Origin of the sequence: Bradyrhizobium sp. 76 (genome assembly GCF_023073025.1) — a bacterium.
Lineage (GTDB): Bacteria > Pseudomonadota > Alphaproteobacteria > Rhizobiales > Xanthobacteraceae > Bradyrhizobium.
This window is the reverse complement of sequence record NZ_JADPIS010000063.1, coordinates 1-24,115: the sequence shown is the minus strand read 5'-3', so window position 1 is coordinate 24,115 and position 24,115 is coordinate 1. Positions and strand designations below refer to the sequence as shown.

20 protein-coding genes and 1 pseudogene are annotated in these 24,115 nt (G+C 57.2%); 18 read left to right on the top strand and 3 right to left on the bottom strand.

Features of this window, described 5'->3' with window-relative positions:
- Positions 1-135: 135 nt before the first annotated feature.
- A pseudogene (locus IVB48_RS15030) lies at positions 136-393 on the bottom strand (transposase); the annotation flags it as partial.
- A 203-nt stretch (positions 394-596) separates the two neighbouring features.
- Positions 597-2,519: a hypothetical protein gene (locus IVB48_RS15025; RefSeq protein ID WP_247400583.1), complete on the bottom strand. Its 1,923-nt coding sequence runs from the start codon at positions 2,517-2,519 to the stop codon at positions 597-599.
- Positions 2,520-3,093: 574 nt separating this feature from the next.
- Between IVB48_RS15025 and IVB48_RS15020 the strand changes: the two genes are divergently transcribed.
- Both IVB48_RS15020 and IVB48_RS15015 read left to right on the top strand, forming a co-directional pair.
- On the top strand, positions 3,094-3,318 hold the full coding sequence (locus tag IVB48_RS15020; RefSeq protein WP_247400582.1) for a hypothetical protein: 225 nt from the start codon (positions 3,094-3,096) through the stop codon (positions 3,316-3,318).
- 267 nt (positions 3,319-3,585) lie between these two features.
- On the top strand, positions 3,586-4,932 hold the full coding sequence (locus tag IVB48_RS15015) for an O-antigen ligase family protein (RefSeq protein WP_247400581.1): 1,347 nt from the start codon (positions 3,586-3,588) through the stop codon (positions 4,930-4,932).
- Positions 4,933-5,239: 307 nt separating this feature from the next.
- On the opposite strand, the gene IVB48_RS15010 is transcribed toward IVB48_RS15015, so the two are convergent.
- A complete protein-coding gene (locus tag IVB48_RS15010) occupies positions 5,240-6,601 on the bottom strand; it encodes a hypothetical protein (protein ID WP_247400580.1) in 1,362 nt (453 codons plus the stop codon).
- Between the two features lie 316 nt (positions 6,602-6,917).
- Between IVB48_RS15010 and IVB48_RS15005 the strand changes: the two genes are divergently transcribed.
- The 16 genes from IVB48_RS15005 to gmd form a co-directional block, all read left to right on the top strand.
- On the top strand, positions 6,918-7,979 hold the full coding sequence (locus IVB48_RS15005; protein ID WP_247400579.1) for a Gfo/Idh/MocA family oxidoreductase: 1,062 nt from the start codon (positions 6,918-6,920) through the stop codon (positions 7,977-7,979).
- The gene (locus tag IVB48_RS15000) at positions 7,976-8,443 is read left to right on the top strand and encodes an acyltransferase (RefSeq protein ID WP_247400578.1); all 468 of its coding nucleotides are present in this window, start codon (positions 7,976-7,978) and stop codon (positions 8,441-8,443) included. The genes IVB48_RS15005 and IVB48_RS15000 overlap by 4 nt, the downstream gene beginning before the upstream one ends.
- A gap of 11 nt (positions 8,444-8,454) precedes the next feature.
- A complete protein-coding gene (locus IVB48_RS14995) occupies positions 8,455-9,552 on the top strand; it encodes a DegT/DnrJ/EryC1/StrS family aminotransferase (RefSeq protein ID WP_247400577.1) in 1,098 nt (365 codons plus the stop codon).
- A gap of 40 nt (positions 9,553-9,592) precedes the next feature.
- A complete protein-coding gene (locus tag IVB48_RS14990; protein ID WP_247400576.1) occupies positions 9,593-11,146 on the top strand; it encodes an oligosaccharide flippase family protein in 1,554 nt (517 codons plus the stop codon).
- Complete coding sequence (gene asnB, locus IVB48_RS14985; RefSeq protein ID WP_247400575.1) at positions 11,147-12,985, top strand: asparagine synthase (glutamine-hydrolyzing); 1,839 nt, start codon at positions 11,147-11,149, stop codon at positions 12,983-12,985. It abuts the gene before it with no gap.
- Positions 12,986-13,067: 82 nt separating this feature from the next.
- Positions 13,068-13,799: a class I SAM-dependent methyltransferase gene (locus IVB48_RS14980; protein WP_247400574.1), complete on the top strand. Its 732-nt coding sequence runs from the start codon at positions 13,068-13,070 to the stop codon at positions 13,797-13,799.
- Positions 13,800-13,812: 13 nt separating this feature from the next.
- On the top strand, positions 13,813-14,484 hold the full coding sequence (locus tag IVB48_RS14975; RefSeq protein ID WP_247400573.1) for an SGNH/GDSL hydrolase family protein: 672 nt from the start codon (positions 13,813-13,815) through the stop codon (positions 14,482-14,484).
- A gap of 59 nt (positions 14,485-14,543) precedes the next feature.
- A complete protein-coding gene (locus tag IVB48_RS14970) occupies positions 14,544-15,635 on the top strand; it encodes a glycosyltransferase (RefSeq protein ID WP_247400572.1) in 1,092 nt (363 codons plus the stop codon).
- A 53-nt stretch (positions 15,636-15,688) separates the two neighbouring features.
- The gene (locus IVB48_RS14965) at positions 15,689-16,528 is read left to right on the top strand and encodes a methyltransferase domain-containing protein (protein ID WP_247400571.1); all 840 of its coding nucleotides are present in this window, start codon (positions 15,689-15,691) and stop codon (positions 16,526-16,528) included.
- Entirely contained in the window at positions 16,525-17,100 is a 576-nt protein-coding gene (locus IVB48_RS14960) for a DapH/DapD/GlmU-related protein (RefSeq protein WP_247400570.1), read from the top strand. Before IVB48_RS14965 ends, IVB48_RS14960 begins: the two co-directional genes overlap by 4 nt.
- Positions 17,084-17,935 carry a class I SAM-dependent methyltransferase gene (locus IVB48_RS14955; RefSeq protein ID WP_247400568.1) on the top strand — a complete coding sequence of 284 codons (852 nt, stop codon included), beginning with the start codon at positions 17,084-17,086 and terminating at the stop codon, positions 17,933-17,935. Before IVB48_RS14960 ends, IVB48_RS14955 begins: the two co-directional genes overlap by 17 nt.
- A 2-nt stretch (positions 17,936-17,937) precedes the next feature.
- Complete coding sequence (locus IVB48_RS14950; RefSeq protein WP_247400567.1) at positions 17,938-18,864, top strand: SDR family oxidoreductase; 927 nt, start codon at positions 17,938-17,940, stop codon at positions 18,862-18,864.
- Positions 18,861-20,021 (top strand): glycosyltransferase family 1 protein, encoded by a 1,161-nt coding sequence (locus IVB48_RS14945; protein ID WP_247400566.1) that lies wholly within the window; start codon positions 18,861-18,863, stop codon positions 20,019-20,021. Before IVB48_RS14950 ends, IVB48_RS14945 begins: the two co-directional genes overlap by 4 nt.
- A 41-nt stretch (positions 20,022-20,062) precedes the next feature.
- The gene (locus IVB48_RS14940) at positions 20,063-21,286 is read left to right on the top strand and encodes a glycosyltransferase family 4 protein (RefSeq protein ID WP_247400565.1); all 1,224 of its coding nucleotides are present in this window, start codon (positions 20,063-20,065) and stop codon (positions 21,284-21,286) included.
- A 9-nt stretch (positions 21,287-21,295) separates the two neighbouring features.
- A complete protein-coding gene (locus tag IVB48_RS14935) occupies positions 21,296-22,234 on the top strand; it encodes an NAD-dependent epimerase/dehydratase family protein (protein WP_247400564.1) in 939 nt (312 codons plus the stop codon).
- 1,200 nt (positions 22,235-23,434) lie between these two features.
- On the top strand, positions 23,435-24,115 hold a 681-nt coding region (gene gmd / locus IVB48_RS14930; RefSeq protein WP_247400563.1), incomplete at its 3' end, for a GDP-mannose 4,6-dehydratase.

Here is a 24,115-nt window from a genome sequence, read left to right as displayed (position 1 = left end):
GTCGGCGCACGGCACGCGCGGATCTCATCATGGCCTGGCCGCAACAGCGGCCCACTTGCAAGAGGCCGGATACATTTGTGCAGACTGCATCGTCCTCATTAAACGACCTTGCACGGGCGGGGCGGGTCATACATTCTTTCCCAGGAGATCCTTCAGCGCCGCGTTGTCCAACATGGCGTCTGCCAGAAGCCGCTTCAGCTTCGTGTTCTCGTCCTCCAGCGACCGCAGTCGCTTGGCCTCAGAGACGTCCATCCCGCCGAACCTGGCCTTCCATTTGTAGATGCTGGCGTCGCTGACACCATGCTTGCGGCAGAGATCGGCGACCGGAACCCCGGCCTCGTGCTCCTTCAAGATCCCGATGATCTGCTCTTCCGTGAAACGATTGCGCTTCATGCTCTGGTCCTCGTCTTGGGCCAGAGCGAACTTCAAACTGGATTAAGCCCGTGGGGCAAGGTCACGCACCGCCGCGGAGCTGCAGCGGAACGCGCGCTAGGCCGCGATCGTTGACGCTTATTCAATGCCAACCCCACAGGTTCTGATCGAGGTTTCGCAAGCCGACTTGGTGGTGAAGATTATGCGCTCCTGCACATCCAGCATTAAGGGGTTTTGACGATCGCGATAGTTAGAGTGCGCATCGAATCTACTGGTAGAGTGGCCAGCACTTCGCTGTTATCGAAGTTGATTGCGCGGGCCTTTAGGCATTCTTTCAGCTCAGCGCTTGGATTGGAATTCAATATTAAGAAAACTCGTCCAATTGCCTTGACATCGGTCGGCTCATGTTCGAACCGATAACAATTCAATTCTTCGGCTGCGGGACCGTTACTCAGCCAGGCGAAACCGAACGCACGTGCTTCGATCGCAACAATCAGGCCAGGCATGTTGTAGGGCGCGACGACGATGTCATGGCGCCGATCGAAGCCAGCTTTTTCTAAAGAAGCTTTGATGCCAGCAATAATGGTAGAAAGTTTATATGTCGTCCTCAGCCCTTTCAATTCTGGAGGAGCATTCAAACGAACACTCTGCGAAAATATGGTTCCTTCTATGCGATAGGGAAAGAACAGTCGATTGTGCGCAATGCTTACTGCAATTAGAACAACAAAACAGAAAACCAGCAATGGCATCACGCCGCTTGTGATTCGAAGGGCCCGTAATGGTAGAAGCCCAACAGCGATGAACCCGGCGGCTAACAGCGGGCCCATGCTTACGGCGATATGATAGAGTAGGCCCGTGTTAGTTCCCACTGATGCGATTGTCGTTGCTCCAATGAGAAAGACGAGCAATGCGGACCACCGCAAGATAGCACGAGCGTTGGATGGGTATCGGACTTGTGTCGCAATGGTCGCGGCAAGGAAATCGCAAATCAGCAAAGCTGCGCCGGCGATTATTTGGGCTCCAACCACATACATAAACGGATGACCGTCGAGGCCTGAATTAGGCCCTTCGCAGACAATCATTTCGATAATACGACAATCGGCCGCCGCAGCTCCGACGATTGAATCCAATCCGGCAAGGTAATGATATAAAGGCCAGAGAGGTAGTAACGCTGCGAGCATCGCTGTGCTCGAACCCACAGCTTGGATCATTTTCTGCAAAGAAAGCGGACTGGAATTGTAGAGGGATCTACTGCTGAAAAAAACCGTTCCGGTAACAAGGCCGGCGCCGACTACCTGGCCGCCCAAGCGAAGCGATTGTTCAACAAAGTTCGCCGTGTCTTGCAAATGTTGTTGCAGCAACACAGTGAAGCCATATGACGATTTCGACGAGGCTCCAGTATGAAGCATGAGCTGTGTCACGGCCCATGTGTCTATGCTGAAGCCGGTAGCTATTATCGCCAACCATATCAAGCTAAGACTCGCATGAATTCCGGCGACGATTACGGTAGCGCGCCAGCCGATAAGTTCAGCAGAGAGCCACATCAGCGGCAATAAGGCTAACAGGTAGGCGGTTGCTGCACTTATTCGAGCGGCCTCCATGAGAACGGCGCATAACGCAGCAAATGCAGCCCACGACAACCGAGATGCAAAGCTGGACGTCGTAATTGCCCAAGAGAGGGCGCCAAGGGCTGCTAACATTCCACCCGCCGCAACGGTGTTTGATGAAAGCGTGGGAGGGCCAAAGCCAAAATACCCAAGGCTTCCCGTGAGTACCAGAGCAGAAAAGCCGATGCGGTCTGCCTCGGGGCTACGAATAGAACACGAGTTAATTAGGCCTAATCGTAGGCAGAAACGCCAAATCCCAGTAGCGAAGATAATCGACGCACCCGCCAGAACGAGCAATGCGATCACACGCCAAACAACTATGTTGTTGTCGAAGACGGCACCAATTCTTCCAACGATGAAGTTGATATGGGTTCCGGAATTTGGACCCGGATATTTCATATCATAGATATACATTGCCTCGTCAGTAACATCGAATCCGCGATTAATTACGCACAGGAGGCCGACGATTGTGATCGCCGCCAAAACTAATGACGCGCGGTACGGCGAGAGGAATATCCGTAGCCCTCTGAACATCACCATTGTTCTCGGCAACACCAAGCGAGAATGCACGCGCACATATTGAAAGTCTCTTTCCGAAATTGACCTGCGGCGGGCTTGTACTAGGCAACTATTCAAGCTACCCGGGCGTTGAGTTTCAACTCAATAGAGTCAGGATGCTCAGTTCGTCGAACTGCCGCCGGATCATGTTGTCTGAACGGTGGCTCCAATAGGTGGCCTCTTTCCTGACATTGGGGGCGCTTGCGGAGTGCATGAAGAGTTTCATCGTTTTTTGAGGATAAGGCAGGGGATTATCTCCTGCTGCTGAACGAGACTTCCGTCCGGCGCAAACCCAAATGGGCTTGGCCTGTCGCTGCCTAGCCCTCGAATGCTATCAGGTCAATGGTGCCAAGAAAGCCGCAGACGCTAGTGCATCCATCTGGATAAATATAGATGGTGTGCGAGCTATGAGATGCGCCCGGGGCGCGCTGAAGAAAGGGGGCCTTACCCTTGAGGAGGCGAAGGCGGGCGAACAACTTACCGCGCTCGGTCTGGCGAGATCTGTGGGCAGACGGCGTCAAAGGCGCGCTCTGCAGCGGATCGCGCGACTGATTTGATGACCCGCATCGTCGCCAGGGGGGCCGGCTCAGTTCGTTACGCTGTTGACCTTACTTCGATCGGGCTTGGCGTCGGGCTCGGATTTGCATCGGACCGCTTTGGGCGCCGCGAGAAGCAGGTGCCGACGTGGCCACAACCGATGAATCAAGGAGGCGATCCTAAAGCCCAGTTGCTCGCCGCAATCCGGCTTGGCCTGCGCCTTGAGCGCCAAATCGGCCTGTGAGGATCGCCTCGGAGCGGCTAGGCCCGGTTCCTGCTCCCTAAAGATCCCGGGTTGCCTAGGCTTAAGCGCCTGATGCAATTAGATAGTCTCAAATCCCAGAGCGAGGTTGACTTGAATCATAATTTTGCTCGGGCTTGATTGAGGATCCGCGCCTGCGCTTGGGACGTTAATGCGGGGTGGCTACCGACGATCTGATCTGTGGAAGTAATGGCGATTGCGCTTCGGACCGGGACGTAATATTGCCAGTACGCTGAAGGAGCGGGGCAATTGATCAGGATACCGAACGCAGCGAGTTTGGCCTTTGCCCTAGCCGTTTCCGGTTCTTCGGTATTCGTCCTGATATATGGATTTTTGGGATTAAGTGGATTTGGCGCTTTGACGGCGTCGTATTTGGGTCTGACTTTGATTTCCGTCGTGGTTTTTGGCTCACAAGATTTTCGCTTCTCAACCCTAGATGTTCCACTGTTGGTTCTGATCGCTTGCGCGGGCGTATCTTTTGCCAAAAATCCGTTTCGTGCAGACCTTCGGGAGCTTGTACTACTAGCGCTTACTGCATCGGCTTATTTTGCGGGGCGTTTTCTTGCCAAAGAAAATTTGGGCATCGTGCGCACGACCTCCTTTTGGACAACCGCGGCCATCGTTTGCGCCGGTACAATTGTGACGTTTCCATACCTCGTTTCAGAATCCCTGCATGGCACATTCGGGCGTCCGTTCGTTCTAGGGTTTGATAGCGCAACAACAGCCTTTTCGTTTTCTCTGGGTATTTTTGTTATTGCCCTATTGTCGTCGGAAAAGAATTGGCCGCTCTGGATCCGAAACGCATCATTGGCCTTGATCGCAATCTCGACAGCAGTGTTCGCTGCTTCGATGGTCAGGTTCTCTCTGTTGGCGATTATGGCGTGCATTGCGCTCGGTGCCTTGTTCTCACGACGTCAGCGTCGCTTTGCCCTGAGCCTGTTGGTCATTTTCGTCGCGTCAATCGCTCTTGGATTGATTTCCAGATCCAACAACGCAAATCTATATCTGCGCTACATGCTCGAGGAAACGGGAGATGAGAGATTCAGCACTGTAGGCATTTATCCCCCATCCCACGAGGCAAAAAGAAATGCTGGAGCGACCACGCCTAGTTGCGAGAAGGTAAATACGAGAAACTCAATCGCTATTCGAAAGCAGCTCATGGCAGATGCTTTCGATCTCATTCCACGTGCTGGCCTGTTTGGTTCCGGATTCATGTCTTTCGGCGAGTTGGGATGTTTCGAAGGTATGTCACCTCACAACGATCTTGCACAGGTATTTGTCGAATTCGGCTGGATAGGCGGAATAGCATTCTCCCTGTTGCTTGCTGTGATCCCTTTGTCCTTCCTCAAGTCGGCCGGTTGCGACGACGATATGCTTTTCCTGCTTTTGCTCAGCGCGTTTATGATCATGCTGAGCATGATCTATGGCCAGATTGCAAGAGACCTCCCGCTTTTTCTGGTTTTCGGTTTTGCCGTCAGTGTGCTGTCCCGGAATGACGGGTCGGCGGCTGCGCGGAAGTACCTGAAATTGCCACACCGAACGAGAACGGAAACGGCTTTGCCGATAGAAAAATCAAATCATTTCCGTAGTTGGTAGGGCCACAGGGTATCCGGCGCTCGACTCGCCCAATCGTCGCCGCTAAGGCGTACGAAATCGAGTTCGCAGTGCTTCATGTTGCTCGATCCTCGTAGCATTAACTAACTCGATCGGGCCCAGGGCGTCGCCGTAAGCAGCCGCGTTGGAATCTCAATCATCGTGTCAGGTGCGCCCGGCTCAATGGCCTTCTACTTCATCGCGGCGGCCTGAGGTCATTCTGCCGATCGACTGGCTCCTGCTCGCAGATTCGTGCAAGATAACAAGTCCGAACAGCAGGGCGATCAACGCAAGTTGTTACGAACAATAGTCATTTTTTCGGGCTCAATGTCTCTTTGCCGGGCGACAGCTCTCGTCGTAGTCGAAGATTGTTCGTTAATTCGGACAGAACAAGCACCGTCAACGGGATGCTCGCTAAACCCCCGCTGAGCATTGCAGATTGTATCGAGCTCAGCATGAGCTGGACGATGCCGGCAAATGAGCAGCCGAGTAGCCCGATTGTCATTGGCGACTTGCCTTCGGCAACGAAGATGACGTCAATCATTCTGCAGAGTCCTGCCGCCAGCACGCTGGTCACGGCGACGCCTAAAAAGGAAAAATCTGTCCAGGCGTCGGCGATGAACATCGCATTACTGGTCGAGCCGGCTTGCCCCCGCCATAACAAGGAAACCTGTTCGTAAGCCGGCGTGAATTCTTCGTTCAACAAAGCCGCGAGAACACGAATGTTCAAGCCCCAAGTATGCGAGATGTAATATGGAATCGCGCTGAAATATTCCAGCAGCACTTCATTCGAAATAATGAATGTGCGCCAGAAGAAAAAGTCAATGACCGACGTCGCGCGCGAAGCCTCCGGAATCGAGATTACGACTAGGGGATAAAACAAAATAACCACTGCAGCCACAGCGGCGGCGCCGAGACGAAAGCCGTTTCGGTTCCGAAAGGAAAGCAGCGCCGCAAGACCAAGCTGTACAGCCAGCAGAGCTATAGGCACCTTGCTTAGTGTTTCCATGCGACCAAGCAATGTGAGTGCGAACACGCCGCAGGCGCTCGCGAGCAATAGCCAGTTGCGTTTGATCAGACCTTCGAGAGCACTCCATGTCAGGAGAAAAGGAGCGATCGAGGTAAGCGCGACTCGGTAGGCGTAGGAGGCGCTTCCGGCATGCAGCAGTCGATATTGGTCCTTCGCAGATTGCGAATTGGCCGTTTCGAGAAACCCCAATATGACCGCAACATGGTCCTCCCGGATGGAAGTCCAAGCCATAAATGCAATCAAGACTGCATTGGCAGCAATCAACCAGCGGTCGACCGAGGATGTGCTCCGAATTGGATCCGCATTCCAATGTTCCAGTGTTTGGACCAGTTTTTTTGCTTTTCGTGGCGCTAATCGATCGATCAATTCGATTCCGAAGATGCAGCCCAGATACGTGATCGCGATCGCAAGGTTAAGAGATGCGGTTGCTTCAACAAAGTGAGGCGTCTTCATTAATTCCCGATAGATCAGGGAATTCTGATTGTAATAGAGCATGTAAACGAGATAAGCGGGACCATAGAGCAGCAGCAGGAAGCCGAGCAGCATCGAAGTCGCTGAGATAAAGCCTCGCGTCTTTTTGACGAGGTAGATGGCAGCGCCGAGCATGGACAAGGTGGCCAGCAGAAAAGTCGCGGCGGTCATGCGTCGAACGCCAGGTTCGGGGCGGTCACTGTCAGAGAAGGCCGGATCTGAGATTCGATGCCATTTTGCGGAGTTCCTGATCCAAAACGCGTGTCCTGCGACTCCTCCAGCCTAACCCGTTCGAGCAGTTCGCACGGGACAATAGCTCATTAGGCCAGACTTGGGCTTTTTTTTGATCCTATCAGAAGGACTCAACCCTCTTGATTGTTTTACGCTTTTCCTAGTATTCAGACCTAGATATTGCGAGACTTCGAGTTGACTGGTTGACCAACAGAGCTGATCGTTGGTGAGGGTTGGGGTTTGCAGGACAATTTTCATGATCAAGTTCGGTCTGCTCGGTTGTGGACGCATCGCCAAGCGCCATTCCGAACTGCTGGGGGGGGGGCAAATCGATGGAGCGCGCCTCGTGGCGGTCTGCGACCCGATTCGCGCACGCGCCGATGCTGTTGCCTCGAAGTTCGGCGTCCCGGCAAGCTATGACATCGACCACTTTCTTGCCCGCAAGGATATCGATGCTGTTGCGGTCCTGACCCCGAGCGGCATGCATCCCGAACACGTCATCGCCTGCGCCAAGGCAGGCAAACATGTCGTGGTCGAAAAGCCTATGGCGCTGCGTCTTCAGGATGCCGATGCGATGATCCGGGCTTGCGATGAAGCAGGGGTCAAGTTGTTCATCGTTAAGCAGAATCGCTTCAACGTTCCTGTGGTCAAGGCGCGCGAGGCGCTGGACGCCGGCAGGTTTGGCCGATTGACGTTGGGGACGGTCCGGGTGCGCTGGTGTCGCGATCAGTCTTACTACGATCAAGACGAGTGGCGCGGAACCTGGGCTCAGGACGGTGGTGTGCTCACCAACCAGGCCAGCCATCATATCGATATGCTTGAGTGGTTTTTCGGCGACGTCGTCAGCGTTCATGCTCGCGCGATTACTGCGCTTGCCAAAATCGAAACTGAAGATACCGCGGTCGCCACGCTCAAATTTCGCAACGGGGCGCTCGGCGTCATTGAGGCGACTACCGCGGCCCGGCCGACCGATCTCGAAGGCTCGCTGTCGATCCTCGGGGAGAAAGGCACGGTTGAAATCGCGGGCTTCGCGGTCAATCAGATCAGGCATTGGCGTTTTGTCGACCAGCTTGCGTCAGATAAGGAGGTGGTCGAGAAATTTTCGGTCAATCCGCCGAATGTCTACGGCTTCGGCCATCAGGCCTATTACCAGCATGTCATCGATTGCCTGATCAATCAGGGAGCGGCGCTCGTGGACGGGCTTGAGGGACGCAAGAGCCTAGAGCTGATCTCCGCGCTTTATGAGTCGATCGAGACCGGCCAGGAAGTCCCGCTGCATTTCACGCCGCGGCTGTGCCGCCTCGGTATGGCGTCGTGAACCAGCCGCAATCAAATCGTGTCGCCGTGCGTGACGTGACTTTCGGCGCCGGCGTAAAGATCGTCGAACCCTGCAATCTCTATGACTGTGAGATCGGCGACGGTTGTTTTGTCGGACCTTTTACCGAGGTCCAGAAAGGCGTTGTCATCGGCGCGCGCAGCCGAATACAGTCGCACGCCTTCATCTGCGAACTGGTGACAATCGGGGAGGATTGCTTCGTCGGCCACGGCGTCATGTTTATCAATGATACCTTCGCCGCCGGCGGACCGGCCCGAGGCGACAAGACGTTGTGGCGGAACACGGTGATTGGCAACCGGGTGTCGATCGGCTCTAACGCCACCATCATGCCGGTGCGCATTGCCGATGATGTGGTGATCGGGGCTGGTTCGGTCGTCACCAAGGACATTGCAGCCGCCGGCAGTTATGCTGGAAACCCCGCGCGCCGCTTAGCGCCCCGGAGTTAGAAGGTGGACTCATGCCGGTACCCTATGCGGATCTGCAGATGCAGTATCAAAACATCAAAGGCGAGATCGATGCGGCGATAGCCGCAGTTATTCGCGACAATTCCTTCATTCGCGGACCCTACGTTGATGGCTTCGAGCGGGAGTTTGCCAAAGCCGTTGATGTCAAGCGTTGCGTCTCCTGCGCCAATGGGACCGACGCGCTCTATATCGCGATGGTGGCACTCAAAGTGCAGCCCGGCGACGAGGTCATCACCACAGCCCATTCGTGGATCAGCACATCGGCGATGATCACGCACGCTGGCGCAACACCGGTATTTTGCGACACCGACGGGACAACCTTCACCATTGATCCGGCAGCGATTGAAGCTGCGATAACACCGCGAACGGTCGGCATCATTCCGGTGCATCTGTACGGACAGCCGGCGGATATGGACGCGATCATGGCGATCGCCCGCAAGCGCAAGCTATGGGTGATCGAGGACTGCGCGCAAGCGCATCTGGCGCGTTACAAGGGCCAACAGATCGGTACCTTCGCGCAAGCAGCGACCTATTCGTTCTATCCGGGAAAGAACTTGGGCGCGATGGGCGATGCCGGCGCCATCGTCACCAATGATGATGCATTGGCCGAGTGCATGACCATGTTGGCTCGCCATGGCGGCCTCGTCAAACATCAGCATCAGATCGAGGGCATCAACAGCCGGCTCGATGGTCTGCAGGCCGCGATCCTATCGGCCAAGCTGCCGCATTTGCCTGCTTGGACCCGGGCGCGCCAGGAGGCTGCGAAGGTTTACGATGCCGGCCTCGACCAGATCGAGGACGTCCTTGTGCCTTCGGTCGCGGGAGACCGCACCCACGTCTATCACCTCTACACGATCAAGCATCCGCGCCGTGATGCGTTGGCCGCATATCTCGGCGCCAAGGGCATTCAGACAGCGATCAACTACCCGACGGCGCTGCCGTTCCTGGCCGCTTATGGTCGGCTCAAGCACCTTCCCGAGCAGTTTCCGAACGCACATCAGAATCAGGGTGAGATATTGTCGCTGCCGATGTTCTCGGAGATCACGCGGGAGCAGCAGAGCGAAGTTATCGATCTGATTCGAAGGTTCTGAATTCCGCAACTCCGAGACAACCTGAAGCCTGATCGCCCAAATGGCTGAGCCGGACGGCAGTTTTCGACTATTGGGAAATTCCGCATGGAATGCGGCAGCTTTTGTCATCGGTGTGGGTTTGAACCTGGTGGTCCTGCCGTTTGTCGTTTTCCGTCTGGGCCTCTCAGCATTTGGCGTCGCCGGCCTGGTGACCGCCTGTCTCGCGCCCGCTCTGGCATTCAGTAATGCCCTCGCACTATCGACTGCACGTGAACTTGCCCACCGCCTGACCCGACCCGACCGCGACGATGCCCGACGTTTCTTCGCCACGGCTCTGCTGCTGGCCGTCGGGATCGGCGGTCTGATCGTGATCGGACTCGTCTTGGCCGGGCCGCCGCTCGCGCGCCTGGCGTTTCGTCTGAGCGGCGACATTGCCAACGATCTCGGACGCGCTTTTGCTTTGGGCGCGGTCGGTTGGTTGTGCCAGTGCCTTTCGGCCGTCTTTCTCGCGCTGTTCACGGCGCGCCAGGATTATCGACGGATTTCCGCGATCAACATCACCAGCGCCGTTGTTGCGACGGGCTCGATGGGAGTGCTGGTCCCATACTGGCCGCAGGCGTCGACGTTTCTTGGCTGCCAGGCGCTGGGCTTTGCGACGGGCTTACTCTTGGTGTTCGTGCTGTCGCATCTGCGGCTCAGCGAATGGCTGGCACGTCCCGCGCTTCATCGCGGCCCGCTTCGCGATCTTCTCAAGGTGGGATCGTGGCAACTCGCTGCCCAAGGCGGCAGTTTGCTCGCCGGGCAGGTAGACAGATACCTGCTTGGCGCGCTGCTGCAGCCGCAGTTTGTGGGATTTTATACCATCGCGCAGCGGTTGGAAGAGGCCATGTATATTGGCATCTTGAAAGTGGGCGAAATCCTGTTCCCATTCTTTAGCACGCAGCAAAAGGAGACGGATGATCGCCAGGCTGATCTGCTGTTCCGGTCTTCCTGGATTATGAACGTACTTGCCGCCAGCGCGCTCGGTGGGCTCATTCCTGTCGCCGGGCCGCTGCTTCATCTGTGGACTGGCCTCGAAGTGGCTGCGGAAGCGCAGAGTGTACTGGTGGTGCTCTCGGTTGGCGGCATACTCGGGTCAAGCACGAACGTATTTGCATACTATCTGCTGGCGCGCGGACGGTCTCAATCCAATGCCTTGATCTCCCTTCTGACGGGCGCCGTTACCTTGGTCACCAGCGCGGTTGCATTGCCGTACTTTGGATGGCAGGCGGCAGGATGGAGCGCCTGCGTCGGTATGATCGCTCAAATGGTCGTTACCGTTATCCTGCTGCGGCGGCGCTTCAGCCTGGTTGGAATGTGGTCACGCGTGATCCACCTGGTGTTGGTGCCACTCGGGATCGGAATAGCAGCGGCGCTGGCATTGCGCTACTGCTTCCATAACGTGCAATTCGACCATCCTCCGCCCGTGTGGTACGTGGCGGGCCTCTATTTGCTGACGGCCGCCATCATCTTCGTCGTCGCGGTCGCCGTTTCACGTGTTGGTCCCTATGGGGACCCCTGCTGGCGGGATCTTCGGGTCATTGCCAATCGGTTTCTGCCCCTGAAGGCGATCTAAATGTGTGGAATTACAGGTATCGTCAATATCCGCGGTGGTGCTGTCGAGCAGGCCGAAATCGAGCGCTTGACGGAGCTCGTAGCGCATCGCGGCCCGAGCGGAACAGGGATCTGGTTCAGCGCGGCGCGCGACGTGGCGTTCGGTCATCGCCGGCTTGCAATCATCGATCCCGGCGCGGGCGGCTATCAGCCGATGTTGTCTGCTGACGGTCGCTACGCCATCGTTTTCAACGGTGAAATCTACAATTTTCTCGAGCTCCGCCGCGAACTTGAGGCGCAGGGGGAGGTGTTCCGCAGCCAGTCCGATACGGAAGTCGTCCTAGCTGCGTGGCGTGTCTGGCGCGAGGAGATGCTGCCGCGGTTCAACGGTATGTGGGCGCTGGCGATTTACGATACCCAGACCAAGGAATTGTTTCTGGCGCGCGATCGATTCGGTATCAAGCCGATGCTGTACGCGCTTTCGCCAGAGCGTTTTGTGTTCGCCTCGGAACAGCGCGCTCTCGTGCGAAGCGGCCTGATCGCGCCGTCAGTCGACCCCGACGTCGCGCGGCGCCTGTTGCTCGATCCTTTTGGGGTCGAGGGAAGCGAACGCACGCTCTGGCTCAACGTCCGGCGTTTGCAAGGCGGTCATTCGATGTGGCTGCGCCAAGGACGGCTGGAGATACGCCGCTGGTGGCGCACGACCGATCATCTGCCGGAACTGCCCAAGACGGACGCCGAGCGCGTGGAGCGTTTTTACGAGCTTTTCCAGGATTCCGTCGCCTTGCGGATGCGCAGCGACGTGCCGATCGGCACCTGTTTGTCGGGCGGTTTCGATTCGACGGCCGTGATCTGCACCATGGCCGCGCACGAACAGGCGGGTATGGGCCCGCGCGGCAGTGCCGCATGGCGGCACGCCTTCGTCGCGTCCTTTCCGGGCGTATGGTTTGACGAGCGGCCAATGGCGGAGGAGGCGGCGCGATGGGCGAAGGTGAACCCAACTTTTGTGGAAATCGGTCAGGACGATGCGCTCACGGACATCGATCAGATCATCGACGACAATGATGACGTCTATATCGGACTGGAAAGTGCGGTTTGGCAGACCTATCGGGAGCTGAGCAGGCAGAAAGTGACAGTGTCGCTCGACGGCCATGGCGCCGACGAGCTGATGGGCGCCTATCGCCAGGATGGGCAATCGGCAATGTTCATCATGCGAAATCTGCTCGCGGGAGTTTCCTCGAGGTCGGCCACTGCCCACCGCGGGGTCGACATGTTCCGCGCATTGATGATCAAGCGCCAGGGTCACTATTTTCTGCATGGTGGACTGCGCAATGTTCCGGCCCCGCTTTCGTTGGTCGGCGATCGAGACGAGTTGCCGCGCGAATGGGGGCCACTAAACCGGCGCCTCTATGGTATGTTTCACAGCACGATCTTGCCGACGATCCTGCGAAACTTCGACCGTCTCTCTATGGCTCACGGGATCGAGGTGCGGATGCCTTTCATGGATTGGCGCTTGGTCACCTATACAATGGCGCTTCCTGACGTGAGCAAGTCGTCCGACGGCTACAGCAAGATGATCGCACGGCGAGCGATGGCCAATCACATGCCTGAGTCAATCCGCATGGGCCGCCGCAAGATCGGTTTCGGGTCGCCGATGCCAGACTGGCTGAACGGACCGCTCTCCGGTTGGACCGCCGCGTTGCTCGACAAAAAGGTCCCGGCCTTTTCCGAACTGGTGAACGAAGTTGCCTTGCGCGAGGCGGTCAACCGGCTGACGGCTTCAAAGACCTGGGATTGGGTTCCCGCCCAGCGAATCTGGCCTTATCTTAGTTTGAAATGGCAGCTGAGCCGGCTTGCCTGAAACCGGATTGGTAAAGAGGGTACTGTGCCCCTGTTCAGGCTACTTGGGATGAGCAGCGCCGTGGAAAGGTTGGAGATTGTCAATGCCGCTTCTCGATGAGGGGTACAAGCAGCTATATTCTGACTACTACCAGCCGAACAGCGCGCTTGAGCACAAACGCAATTTGTCGGCTGATTCAACAGTCGAACATATTAAAGCGGTAGCACAGGGCCGGAAATGGAAGAACCTGTTGGATGTGGGCGCAGGAAACGGCTCGGTCCTCGCCAAGATCGGTGCCCTCGGCCTGGCGGATGAATTGTACGCTGTCGAGATATCGGAGAGCGGCGTCAGCACCATTCGTGAACACGGTTTGCCCACACTCAAGGAAGCGCGCGTGTTCGATGGCTATACCATCCCCTATCCTGACAAGTTTTTTGACTTGGCCATTTCCATCCACGTGTTGGAGCACGTTGAGCATGAGCGGATTTTTCTTCGCGAACTCGCAAGAGTTGCCAAGGAAATAGTGATCGAAGTGCCCCTTGAAGGCGGACTGACGTTGGCGAAAAGCATCAAGCAAACCGCCAGGTTCGGTCACATCAACCACTATACGGTGCCGGGATTTCGCTATTTGCTGCGCACAGTGGGAATTGAACCTGTTGAACATATGGTTACGACGTCGTCAGCGGACTATGAGAGACATCTGTACGGAGGCTTCAAAGGCACAATCAAGAGCGCCGTGCGGCGAGGCGCGTTGAAGATCGCTCCCAATATTGCGCCTTGGGTTTTGTCCTACTTGCTGACCATTCGTTGCATACCATCGCCTCCACCGAAATGAGTCGGGTAACGCTTTGATCCAGAAGTTGGTCAGAAAGCTGACGTCAATCGGATGGCGAGGTCACCTGCACCTTGATATCCGGCGCCAAATGATCGGTTTCCATCTCGAACAGGCGGGTGCCGGATCGATCCTTGTCTGTGGAGATAGCCGGGTTGAGGCGGCGTTCCTGCCATCGAGCATAGCGGGAACTCCGGTCGTTAACGCCGGAATTGGTGGCGCGACCATTTCCCTCATCGGGGAGGAAGTGGCCCGAATAATTGCTATCCACAGGGTTCGCCTCCTGGTCCTGTCTGCCGGCGTAAACGATGCCAAGATCGAGAACCGCACGACAAACAGTGTCTCTGATTTTCGAAATAACCTTGAAACGGTTATCAAGAAACTTGCGCCAAATGCCGAGTGTATAATGCTGACATCGATCCCGCCGGTTGAAAAAGGGAAACTACTCGGATCCCGATTTTACGATGGTGATCTCATTTGCAAGTTTAACAACGAGATCGCGGCTTGTGCCGAGAGGAATGGCCTGGATTTCTTCGATTTAGCGAGGCCTATGATGAACGAAAGTCGAGAACTTGCGGCGAGCCTGTCGATTGATGGAGTTCATCTTAACAGGTTTGGATACGGTATGTGGCGGCCCGCCCTCATTTCAGCGATCGAGCGGTCGCTTGACGTGGCTGCCTGCAGGTAATTGTTGACGGAATCTGGCTTCGCACGGACCGGAGGAGCAAATCCTTCAATGCAGGGTGAATGATGCGTTTGTTTCAAAATGGCGGGCTTTATCCGTCCTATTTGACGCGGCTGAACCAGCTTGCGGCGAAAGCGTCAGGTTTCGCGGAGCGGCGCCGCATTTTCTTGGATGACCGGTTTGGCGCTCTACATTTCTTGCAGCCGGTGCTCGAAGAAGCGCCGGAGGCTTTCTTCACCAATGGTGACGATGAAACTCTGCAACGGCTTTGGGCGCATGAGCAGGGAGTTCAGGGCAAGCCGCCGCTCGAGACCATATTGCTGGCCCAGATTGAGCATCACCGGACCGAGGTGTTCTATAATCTCGATCCAGTACGTTATCCGAGCGCGTTCGTGCGGAAGCTTCCGGGCTGCGTCAAAAAAACCCTGTGCTGGCGGGCTGCACCGTCAGGAAAGGCCGACCTGACGGCGTTTGGTGCAGTACTCGGAAACTTTCCTTCGATCCTGGATTCCTGGCGCCGCACCGGCTGTCGAGCTGAGATTTTCTTTCCCGCGCTCGACCCGCTGATGGAAAACTATGGTCAGGGCGATCGCCCGATTGACGTGCTTTTTGTCGGAGGCTATTCCCGGCATCATACCACGCGGGCAAAAACACTCGAGCAGGTCGCCAGGTTGGCCGATACCCGCCGGATCGTGTATTGCCTTGACTCGTCACGGCTGACACGGCTTGCCGAGAGCGCACTCGGCAGCTTGCTGCCGTTGAAAAAGCATCGGCGTCCCCAAGCCATCGCCAGCATCGCAAGGTCGCCGGTATTCGGGAAATCGCTCTACGAACTTCTCGGATCGTCGAAGATCGTGCTCAATGGTGCCATCGATATGGCTGGGAACGACCGCGGCAATATGCGCTGCTTCGAGGCCATGGGGTGCGGTGCGCTGCTTTTGTCCGACGCCGGCAGATACCCAGACGCAATGGAAGCGGGTCTGACAATGGAAGTTTATGGTTCCCCAGAACAGGCTACAGACGTCGTTTCAAAGTGTCTGGAGAGCTGGCCGGGATCGGCCGAGATGGCCGCTCGGGGGAGGAGGCAGATGTCGGCGGCCTATGGCAAAGCTGCGCAATGGGAACGCTTCGTCGATCTCGTCGGACGGACCTAGGCATGCTAAAGCGGTCACGACATGAATATTGGCCAGACAACTAAGGTTTGAGGATGCGAACGGACAATCTGGCCCAGGCGATCAAGTGGTTGCTCGATGGCGCCGCTGCGCCTGTATTCAAGATGCGACCGCGGCCCTTTGGTGCGGGCTATCAGACAGTGAAGCGCCGGATCATAACGTCGGCAGTTGACAGCGGCCTGCTTCGCGACGGCAAGGACCTGCCACCTAGCTACGGCATCGCCATGGATGAACGCGTCGTCGAATACCCGTGGGTGTTCGCTCGGTTGGCCAATGTCGGCAAAATGCTTGATGCCGGATCGACGTTCAATCACGACTTTCTTCTGGAACGACCACCGTTGCGGGGCGCCGATCTCACCGTCATGACGCTGGCGCCCGAAAAGCGCTGTTACTGGTACAACGGCTATTCGTATGTGTTCGGTGATCTCAGGAAAACGATGTTTGCCGATCATGCTTTCGATACCATCGCTAGCATTTCGACCATTGAGCATATCGGCCTGAACAACACGATGCTGTACACGGGAGATCCTGCGGACGCGGAATCCGATGAGAACGGGTTCGTTCCCGCGGTGAAGGAATTCAAGCGCATCCTCAAGCCGGGCGGCACCTGCTTCATCTCGGTGCCTTTCGGCAAACGAGACAATCTCGGGTGGTATCAGGTCTTCGATCTTGCCATGATTGAGAAGATCGTCGAGACATTTGCCCCGGTTTCGCACCAAATCGATTATTTCGGTTACTCGATCGATGGCTGGTCGCGGAAGTCAGCGGATGCCTTGGCGAACGCCACTGTATATGACGTTCATACGGGTAAGGGATGGAGCACTGACCTGGCGGCATCGTCCCGTGCTGTGGCGTGCCTGCAGTTGACGGCATGAACGTCGATTATCTGATACAGCGACTTATCGGGCGCGCAACCTGCCGGCTGCAACCGGACGCGGCGCTCGGCTCCAGCGCAAGGATCAGGAATATTCGCGGCGATTCGGACAAGATTACGATCGGCCGGCACTCCCGGATTTTGGGCGAGCTATTGACCTTCGCCCATAGCGGCGAGATCAAGATCGGGGACTGGTGCTATGTCGGCGAGGGCAGCCGCATCTGGTCTGCGGCTTCCATCATCATCGGCAATCGCGTCCTGATCTCGCATTCCGCGAACGTGTTTGACAACCTGACTCACCCGCTCGGGGCGGCGGCGCGACACCAGCAGATAAGACAGATTTTCACGCATGGTCATCCTCGCGACATCTCGCTTGGCGAGAGCCCGGTCCGGCTTTGCGATGATGCCTGGATTGGGGCCGGAGCCATGGTCTTGCGCGGCGTGACCGTGGGCGAGGGGGGCGTTGTTGCTGCCGGCGCTGTGGTCACCAAGGATGTTCCTGCGTTTTCCATTGTGGCGGGCAATCCTGCCGTATTGATCAGGGAGTTGCCGGCCGATGTCCGCCAATCCTGAAATCACTACTTGGGAAAATGCGGTAGTCTGGCTTCGCAACCAGCCGGACCAGCGTCAGCTGGTGCTGGATGCGTTTTATGACGACCCCTTGATCGCCGCGGCGGAACGTTATTTCGCCGGCGACGAATGGCAGGCGGTTTCAAAGTTGCTGCGCGGCCGTACCGGCCGGGCGCTCGACGTCGGGGCGGGGCGCGGCATCGCCAGCTACGGCCTCGCGAGGGAGGGGTTTGCGGTCACTGCCCTCGAACCCGACCCCAGCGCCATCGTCGGCGCGTCGGCGATCCGGGCGCTTGCCGCCGAGGCCACACTGCCCATCGAAGTGGTCGAAGAGTTTTCCGAGCGGTTGCCGTTCGTTGACAACGTGTTCGATGTCGTATTCGCGCGGGCCGTGCTGCACCACACCCGCGATCTCGACAGCGCCTGCCGCGAAATGTTTCGCGTGCTTCGCAGGGGTGGAATTTTCATTGCCGCGCGCGAACATGTGATCAGCAAGGAAGCCGATCTCGGGCAATTCCTCGAAGAGCATCCGCTGCATCACCTCTATGGCGGCGAGCATGCGTTTCTCCTTGATCGCTATACCGGTGCACTGAGCGGAGCGGGATTCGAGCGGGTCGAGATCATCGCGCCGTTGCAAAGCCCGATCAATCTGTTTCCCTATACGATCGAAACCCTGCGAGACGCTGTTGTAGAGAAATTATCGCGGAAGTTTGCCGCAGGGCCATTGTGGCGCGCCGCACTCGGTTCCAAGGCGCTCTTTACCTCGCTGCTGTCGCTGGCGGAACGGTTCGACAATCGCCCGGGCCGGCTTTATTCATTCGTCTGCCACAAGGCGTAAACATGACGACGTGGGTCACGGGCGCTAACGGCTTCATCGGCCGGCATCTGGTTCGGGTGCTCGCGGATCAGCGTCATAGCGTCCATGGGATCGGCCATGGCCCCATCGAAGAAGCTGAACGGCAGCGCATGGGTTTGAGTGAATGGCTGAACGGTGAGATCGACGCGGCCAATCTCAACGCGCTCGCGGGCCGGTCTGGGTTGCCATCAACGATTTTCCATCTCGCAGGCGGATCATCGGTTGGATTGTCCATCGCGCAGCCCTTTGAGGATTTTTCGCGCACCGTTTCGAGTACAGCCCGATTGCTAGAATGGTTGCGAGGCTCCGCGCCGGACTGTCGGCTGATTGCTGCGTCCACCGCGGCAGTCTATGGCGCCCATCATGCCGGCGCGATTTCGGAGAAGGCCGAAACTCAGCCGATGTCGCCCTATGGTCATCACAAGCTGATGATGGAGCAGCTCTGCCGCAGCTACGCTGTTTCATTTAACATTCGCGCCACTATTGTCCGGCTCTTCTCCGTCTACGGTCCCTTGCTGCGCAAGCAGCTGCTCTGGGACCTCTGCTTGCGACTGGAGCAAGGCCAGCGGGAGCTCGTGCTCGGGGGCACCGGCGATGAGCCTCGTGACTGGATCGATGTGCGCGACGTCGTGCGGCTGCTAGCGCGGCTCGCGCAAGATGACAGCCGGCACCTTAAGGTGCTGAACGGCGGCAGCGGCATCGGAACCACCGTTGCGGAGATTGCCCGGTTCGTCGCCACTGCCTGGGGCGGCGACATCAATGTGAGCTTTTCCGGACTGGCCCGTGCCGGCGATCCGTTTAGCCTGGTTGCCGACTCGCAGCAACTTGCCGCGTTGCCGTTCACGTGGCGCATTCCAGTCGAGCAAGGCATCGGCCAGTATGTGAGCTGGTTCAAGGGACACGGCTCATGAGCGTTGCCCGCCCGATCCGGCTCGCCTTCACCTTGATTTCTCGCAAGGCTTGGGCCGGCGGCTATAACTATCAGCTCAACCTGTTCAACGCGCTCGCCAAGTATTGCCCAGGCGCGATTGCGCCTGTCGTATTCGCAGGAGAAACTCACGATTCCGATGACCTCGACCTTATGCGTCAGGTTGATGCCGTCGAGGTCGTTCCGTCGCCGCAGTTCGATCGTCCCGCGGTTGCCGCGCTGCTGCCGACGCTGTTCGCGCAGGATCGTGGCGCGATATCGAGCTTTCGCAGCCACAAGATCGATGCGGTCTGGGAAAACGCCCGCTTCTTCGGATGGAGGTCTCCCTATCCGACTGTTGCCTGGATCCCTGACCTCCAGCATCGGCAGTTGCCGCATCTGTTCTCGAGTAAGGCTTGGCGACGCCGCGAAATCGGCTTTCAGCTGCAGGTGCTTTCGGGCCGCACCATCGTGCTGAGTAGCCTTAGCGCTGAGCGCCACTGCCGTGCCTATTATCCCCGGACCAAGGGCAGAACGGCGGTCGTTAAGTTTGCAAGCGAACCTTCGCCTGAACTGCTTAGGCTTGATCCGGTACAGGTGCTGCAGAAGCACGACCTGCCAAGCACGTATTTTTACCTACCCAACCAGTTCTGGCGGCACAAGAACCACAAGATCGTACTCGACGCGCTCGCCATGCTCTCACAGCGGGGTATCCATCCTGTGGTCATCGCCTCGGGTGGCCGCGATCCGAACGAGCCGGAATGTTTGGATGAGATTGTTCGCGAGGCAGCGGATCGCGGGCTGGCGCAGCAATTCCGCTATCTAGGAATGATTCCGCTGTCGGAAGTCTATGCCCTACTGCGCGCCAGCACCGCGCTGATTAATCCGTCACGCTTTGAGGGCTGGAGCACCACGGTGGAAGAAGCGAAATCGTTCGGCGTTCCAATGATCCTGTCCAACATCGATGTGCATCTCGAGCAGGCCGATAATAAGGCGCTCTATTTCCAGCCGGACGATCCCCAGGGTCTCGCAGATCATCTGCAGAGTTTTACGAAGCCGGCCTTTGTGATCCGCGATATGAACAAAGAGCTGGGGGAGCGGGTGCGGCAATTCGCTGGAAGTTTTGTATTCACGATTGAACGCGTTCTTCTGAAGCGATGAATAGAGCGCAGCCGAGTTCGGATGTTGGCAAGAAGGCTAACATGGGGTCAACGGCACTCCCGAAGAAGATCGTTGTGGCGACGCAACACTATCCGCCGGACCAAAGCACAACTGCGGCAATAATGCGCGAAATTGCATCAGCTTTGGCAAACAAGCACGAGGTGCGGGTGCTTTCGGGGAGCGCTTCGAAGGCGATGTACTCGCCGCCGGGGCACGGCGGACCGATCGTGATCAGTATAAGTAACCGTATGTCGCCGAAGCAGGCACTTATCAGGCGAGCAGCGAACGAAATCCTGTTCGCGTGCCGCATGTTTTTTGCTTTGGCGAAGCAGTTGCGTGCGGGAGATGTCGTCATCGCTGTAACGGCTCCTTTTGTGTTGCCTCATGCAGTTGTCCTGGCCGCGTGGCTGAAGCGGGCTCGCTCTCTGATTATTTTGCATGACCTGTTTCCTGAAGTTCTTGTCACTGCTGGTGTGATCAAGCCGCACTCTTTATTGGAGAGGGCAATCCGCCGAGCCAACAACATGATGTTCGCCTTGGCGAGCGCGGTAGTGACGATCGGACGCGACGCGGAGCGTCCTCTGATGCGCTATCCCGGCATGACACAAGACAAGATTCGGCTCATACCTAACTGGTGTACGTTACCTCCTGGCCACCGGCCCGTTACAGCCCAGAACCATTACCGGCGCCCCATCTCCGCTCGCTTCGTCGTGGGGTTGTCTGGCAACCTTGGCTTCACACATGATCCAGAAATTGTGTTCGATGCCGCCCGGTTGCTCCTGGACGAATCGCAAGTACACTTTCTGCTATCCGGTTGGGGAGCGGGGTTCGATCGGCTACGGCAGCTCCAGGCGGAAGCTAAATTGCGGAACGTCACATTGTTAGAGCGCGTCGAAGATGCTCGAGTGGAGGAGCTCCTGGCCGCCGCTGATGCCTGGGTGATTCCGTACCGGAAGCATGTTGCGGGCATGTCTGTGCCGAGTCGGTTCTACAATCTGCTAGCTATCGGACGGCCAGTGATCTTAGTCTCGGAACCCGAAACTGAGGCTGCGTTGACCATTGTGGAGAACAAGGTAGGGTTGGTCGTCCCTCCCGAAGATGCGTCTGCATTGGCGAACGCAATTCTCGCAACGTCGACATTGGACCATAATTCGATCGCCGAGCGCGCGGTCAAACTCGCGAGAGAGTTCAGCAAAGAGTCCGCCTTGGCCGAGTATATGAGAGTAGTCGATGAGCTATTGCATGCCGCGCAAGCGCCAACCTGACCCGACACGATGACGGCCCGGACTGTCCTCGTTACGGGAGCGAATGGCTTTATCGGACGCAATCTCGTGCCGATCCTTGAAGCGCGAGGTTACGTCGTTCGCCGCGCAGTCCGCACAGGGGCGACGCTCGAGAATGATATAGAGGTCGGGTCGATCGGACCTGCAACTAATTGGGAAATCGCGACCGCCGGAGTGGATGTGGTAATTCATTTGGCGGCGCGGGTCCATCGTCCGAACGAAGAGCACGCTGGAGAGCTATACAGATCCGTGAATGCGGAAGGTACCCTCCAGCTGGCGCGTGCCGCTGCGCGCGCGAACGTTCGGAGATTCGTGTTCCTGAGCACGATACTTGTAAACGGAAGCTGCACCGATGGGAAAGCTCCGTTCACAGGCAAAGACCAGTTCAGCCCCCGGGGTGTTTACGGCCAATCAAAGGCTGCCGCGGAATCTGGTCTTCAACGAATCGCGGCAGAGTCCCAAATGAGTGTCTCCATAGTACGTCCGCCACTCGTGTATGGGCGTGACGCAGTCGGCAACTTCCGTTATTTAGTTAAAGCGATCAGAACTGGAATCCCGCTTCCGTTCGGCCTTGTAAGAAACCGAAGATCATTCGTCAGCGTTCAAAATCTAGCGTCATTTATTTCAGTGGTGACCGAGCTCGAAACTGACAGTAATTACAAAACTTATCTTGTCGCAGACGCTGAACAGGTATCTCTTTCGGACTTTATTCGGCGAATGGGGAGCGCCATGGGGAAATCCCCCATCTTGGTCCCCATCCCACCAGCACTCCTGGAACTTGCAGTTAACGCCACCAGGCCCGGACTGCGTGACAGTCTTTTGGGTTCGCTGGAGATTGACACCTCGGCAGCTCTATCGATCGGATGGAGAGCTCCCTTCAGCATGGATGCCGGTTTAAAGCTGGCCCTCGGCACATCCGCTTTGGTTTGAGCAAACTTCGCGCCGGTTGCCCGAAGGGCTCAAGTTTGCACACCAAGCGCAGAGAGCTGATAGCCTTGATGCGAGACCGTCATAGTCAGTCACCTTGCTTCTGGGGATACCGAGCCTGCCATCGGGTTTATGGTTGTCGCGCGGCGTCGTGTTTTGCACTCATATCAATAGGCCAGAGCTCTCCGGCTTGTTTGATCCCTTGATCACGTCCATTCTGAAAACCAGCCCAATAGCAGTATGAACCCAAAACCCCGAGGCAGGCAGTTATCAGGACGTAGATCATGGTTTAAGTTCCGTAGCTCGTTCACGCGTAGCCGCGTCTGTTGTTCGGTCGGACAAAGATAGCTCGGAAATAGAGCAGATTACAGGTGATTCTGCGGACCTGAGTTCTATCCCGAGGGTCCGCGCACCCTGGAGCGGCGATCGCTCGCCGACGGTTGCTGTCGTGCTTCGGTGGAGCTTGGCGCAACATGTGCCCTCGGATCATTTCCGTGGAGGTTCACTGGCAGGGAGGAAATCGTTTAAAGAGATTGCCGCCCTGAAGTAGATGCCGGGCCAGCCCCGCGGCGCGCGCTGCGTCCATAAAGCCGGTTCAGAGAGTCAACGATCATGCCCGGCTGCGGCTTTTGCTTGCGCAACGGTCAGGTTGGATCAAGCGATGTGGATGAAACGAACAATATTCGGGCATCCATGCGTGCGCCACGTGGGCTAGTTGGCCGATGTTAATCGTGCAGGATCTGTAGGTGTCTATTCATACCGCCCCTGCGCAAGCCCGCCTGGTCGTCCCACATAGGCGAGACAACCTGCGTCGTAAATGGCCGTGACGGCTTCAATCGCGCTATCGATCCAGACGAACCTGTCGGTCTCGAAGAGATATTAGCTGTCGACGACCGAAGAAACTGCGGGCGCAGCACTTGGTCCTGGTTTCGGGTTCCGGCTCAACTTTCTGTCTCTCGGCGGCGAGCGGGCGTTGCGGCCCGATCGCTCGGTGCTTCCAGGTTTCGTTTGGAAAGCGCCATCATTGGATTGGCGGCTCGGGCGGTTGTCTCCCGGACCGCCCCTGGGGCCGGAGAATTGCGTTGGCGCACCCGGGGGTTGACCGCGAGTGGCGATATGTCAAAGAGAAGCGGAAGAGCATGCTTCGGTTGGCGCACTGTCGGCGTTCATCGTATTTCATATCCTGGGGGAAGAAGTCGGGCCATGACCAAACGGATCGCTCTCATCACCGGCATTACGGGGCAGGACGGCGCCTATCTGGCCGAATATCTGCTGTCGCTCGGCTATGTAGTGCACGGCATCAAGCGGCGTTCGTCTTCGTTCAACACCGCTCGGGTGGATCATCTCTACCAGGACCCGCATGTCGGCAACGTGCCGTTCTTGATGCACTACGGCGACATGACGGACTCGACCAATCTGATCCGCCTGGTGCAGCAGATCCGGCCGACCGAGATCTACAATCTCGCTGCCCAGAGCCACGTCGCCGTCAGCTTCGAGAGCCCGGAATACACCGCCAATGCCGACGGCATCGGCGTCCTGCGCCTGCTGGAAGCGATCCGCATCCTCGGCATGGAGAAGGAGACGCGGTTCTACCAGGCTTCGACCTCTGAGCTCTATGGCCTCGTGCAGGAGATCCCGCAGAAAGAGACGACGCCGTTCTACCCGCGCTCGCCCTATGGTGTGGCAAAGCTCTACGGTTACTGGATCACGGTGAACTACCGCGAAGCCTACGGCATGTTCGCGAGTAACGGCATCCTGTTCAACCATGAGAGCCCGATCCGCGGTGAAACCTTCGTCACCCGCAAGATCACGCGCGCTGTCGCCCGCATCGAGGTCGGGCTGGAGGAGACGCTCTATCTTGGCAATCTCTCGGCCAGGCGCGAC

What these genes read in the sequence shown, in the direction of transcription:
- IVB48_RS15020 (WP_247400582.1), top strand. Translation starts at nt 3,094, where the DNA reads ATGACCCGCATCGTCGCCAGGGGGGCCGGCTCAGTTCGTTACGCTGTT.
- IVB48_RS14980 (WP_247400574.1), top strand. Translation starts at nt 13,068, where the DNA reads ATGCCGCTTCTCGATGAGGGGTACAAGCAGCTATATTCTGACTACTAC.
- IVB48_RS14970 (WP_247400572.1), top strand. Translation starts at nt 14,544, where the DNA reads ATGATGCGTTTGTTTCAAAATGGCGGGCTTTATCCGTCCTATTTGACG.
- asnB (WP_247400575.1), top strand. Translation starts at nt 11,147, where the DNA reads ATGTGTGGAATTACAGGTATCGTCAATATCCGCGGTGGTGCTGTCGAG.
- IVB48_RS15005 (WP_247400579.1), top strand. Translation starts at nt 6,918, where the DNA reads ATGATCAAGTTCGGTCTGCTCGGTTGTGGACGCATCGCCAAGCGCCAT.
- IVB48_RS14940 (WP_247400565.1), top strand. Translation starts at nt 20,063, where the DNA reads ATGGGGTCAACGGCACTCCCGAAGAAGATCGTTGTGGCGACGCAACAC.
- IVB48_RS14990 (WP_247400576.1), top strand. Translation starts at nt 9,593, where the DNA reads ATGGCTGAGCCGGACGGCAGTTTTCGACTATTGGGAAATTCCGCATGG.
- IVB48_RS14995 (WP_247400577.1), top strand. Translation starts at nt 8,455, where the DNA reads ATGCCGGTACCCTATGCGGATCTGCAGATGCAGTATCAAAACATCAAA.
- IVB48_RS15025 (WP_247400583.1), bottom strand. Translation starts at nt 2,519, where the DNA reads ATGGTGATGTTCAGAGGGCTACGGATATTCCTCTCGCCGTACCGCGCG.
- IVB48_RS14965 (WP_247400571.1), top strand. Translation starts at nt 15,689, where the DNA reads ATGCGAACGGACAATCTGGCCCAGGCGATCAAGTGGTTGCTCGATGGC.
- IVB48_RS14950 (WP_247400567.1), top strand. Translation starts at nt 17,938, where the DNA reads ATGACGACGTGGGTCACGGGCGCTAACGGCTTCATCGGCCGGCATCTG.
- IVB48_RS14960 (WP_247400570.1), top strand. Translation starts at nt 16,525, where the DNA reads ATGAACGTCGATTATCTGATACAGCGACTTATCGGGCGCGCAACCTGC.
- IVB48_RS14945 (WP_247400566.1), top strand. Translation starts at nt 18,861, where the DNA reads ATGAGCGTTGCCCGCCCGATCCGGCTCGCCTTCACCTTGATTTCTCGC.
- IVB48_RS14955 (WP_247400568.1), top strand. Translation starts at nt 17,084, where the DNA reads ATGTCCGCCAATCCTGAAATCACTACTTGGGAAAATGCGGTAGTCTGG.
- IVB48_RS14935 (WP_247400564.1), top strand. Translation starts at nt 21,296, where the DNA reads ATGACGGCCCGGACTGTCCTCGTTACGGGAGCGAATGGCTTTATCGGA.
- IVB48_RS15010 (WP_247400580.1), bottom strand. Translation starts at nt 6,601, where the DNA reads ATGACCGCCGCGACTTTTCTGCTGGCCACCTTGTCCATGCTCGGCGCT.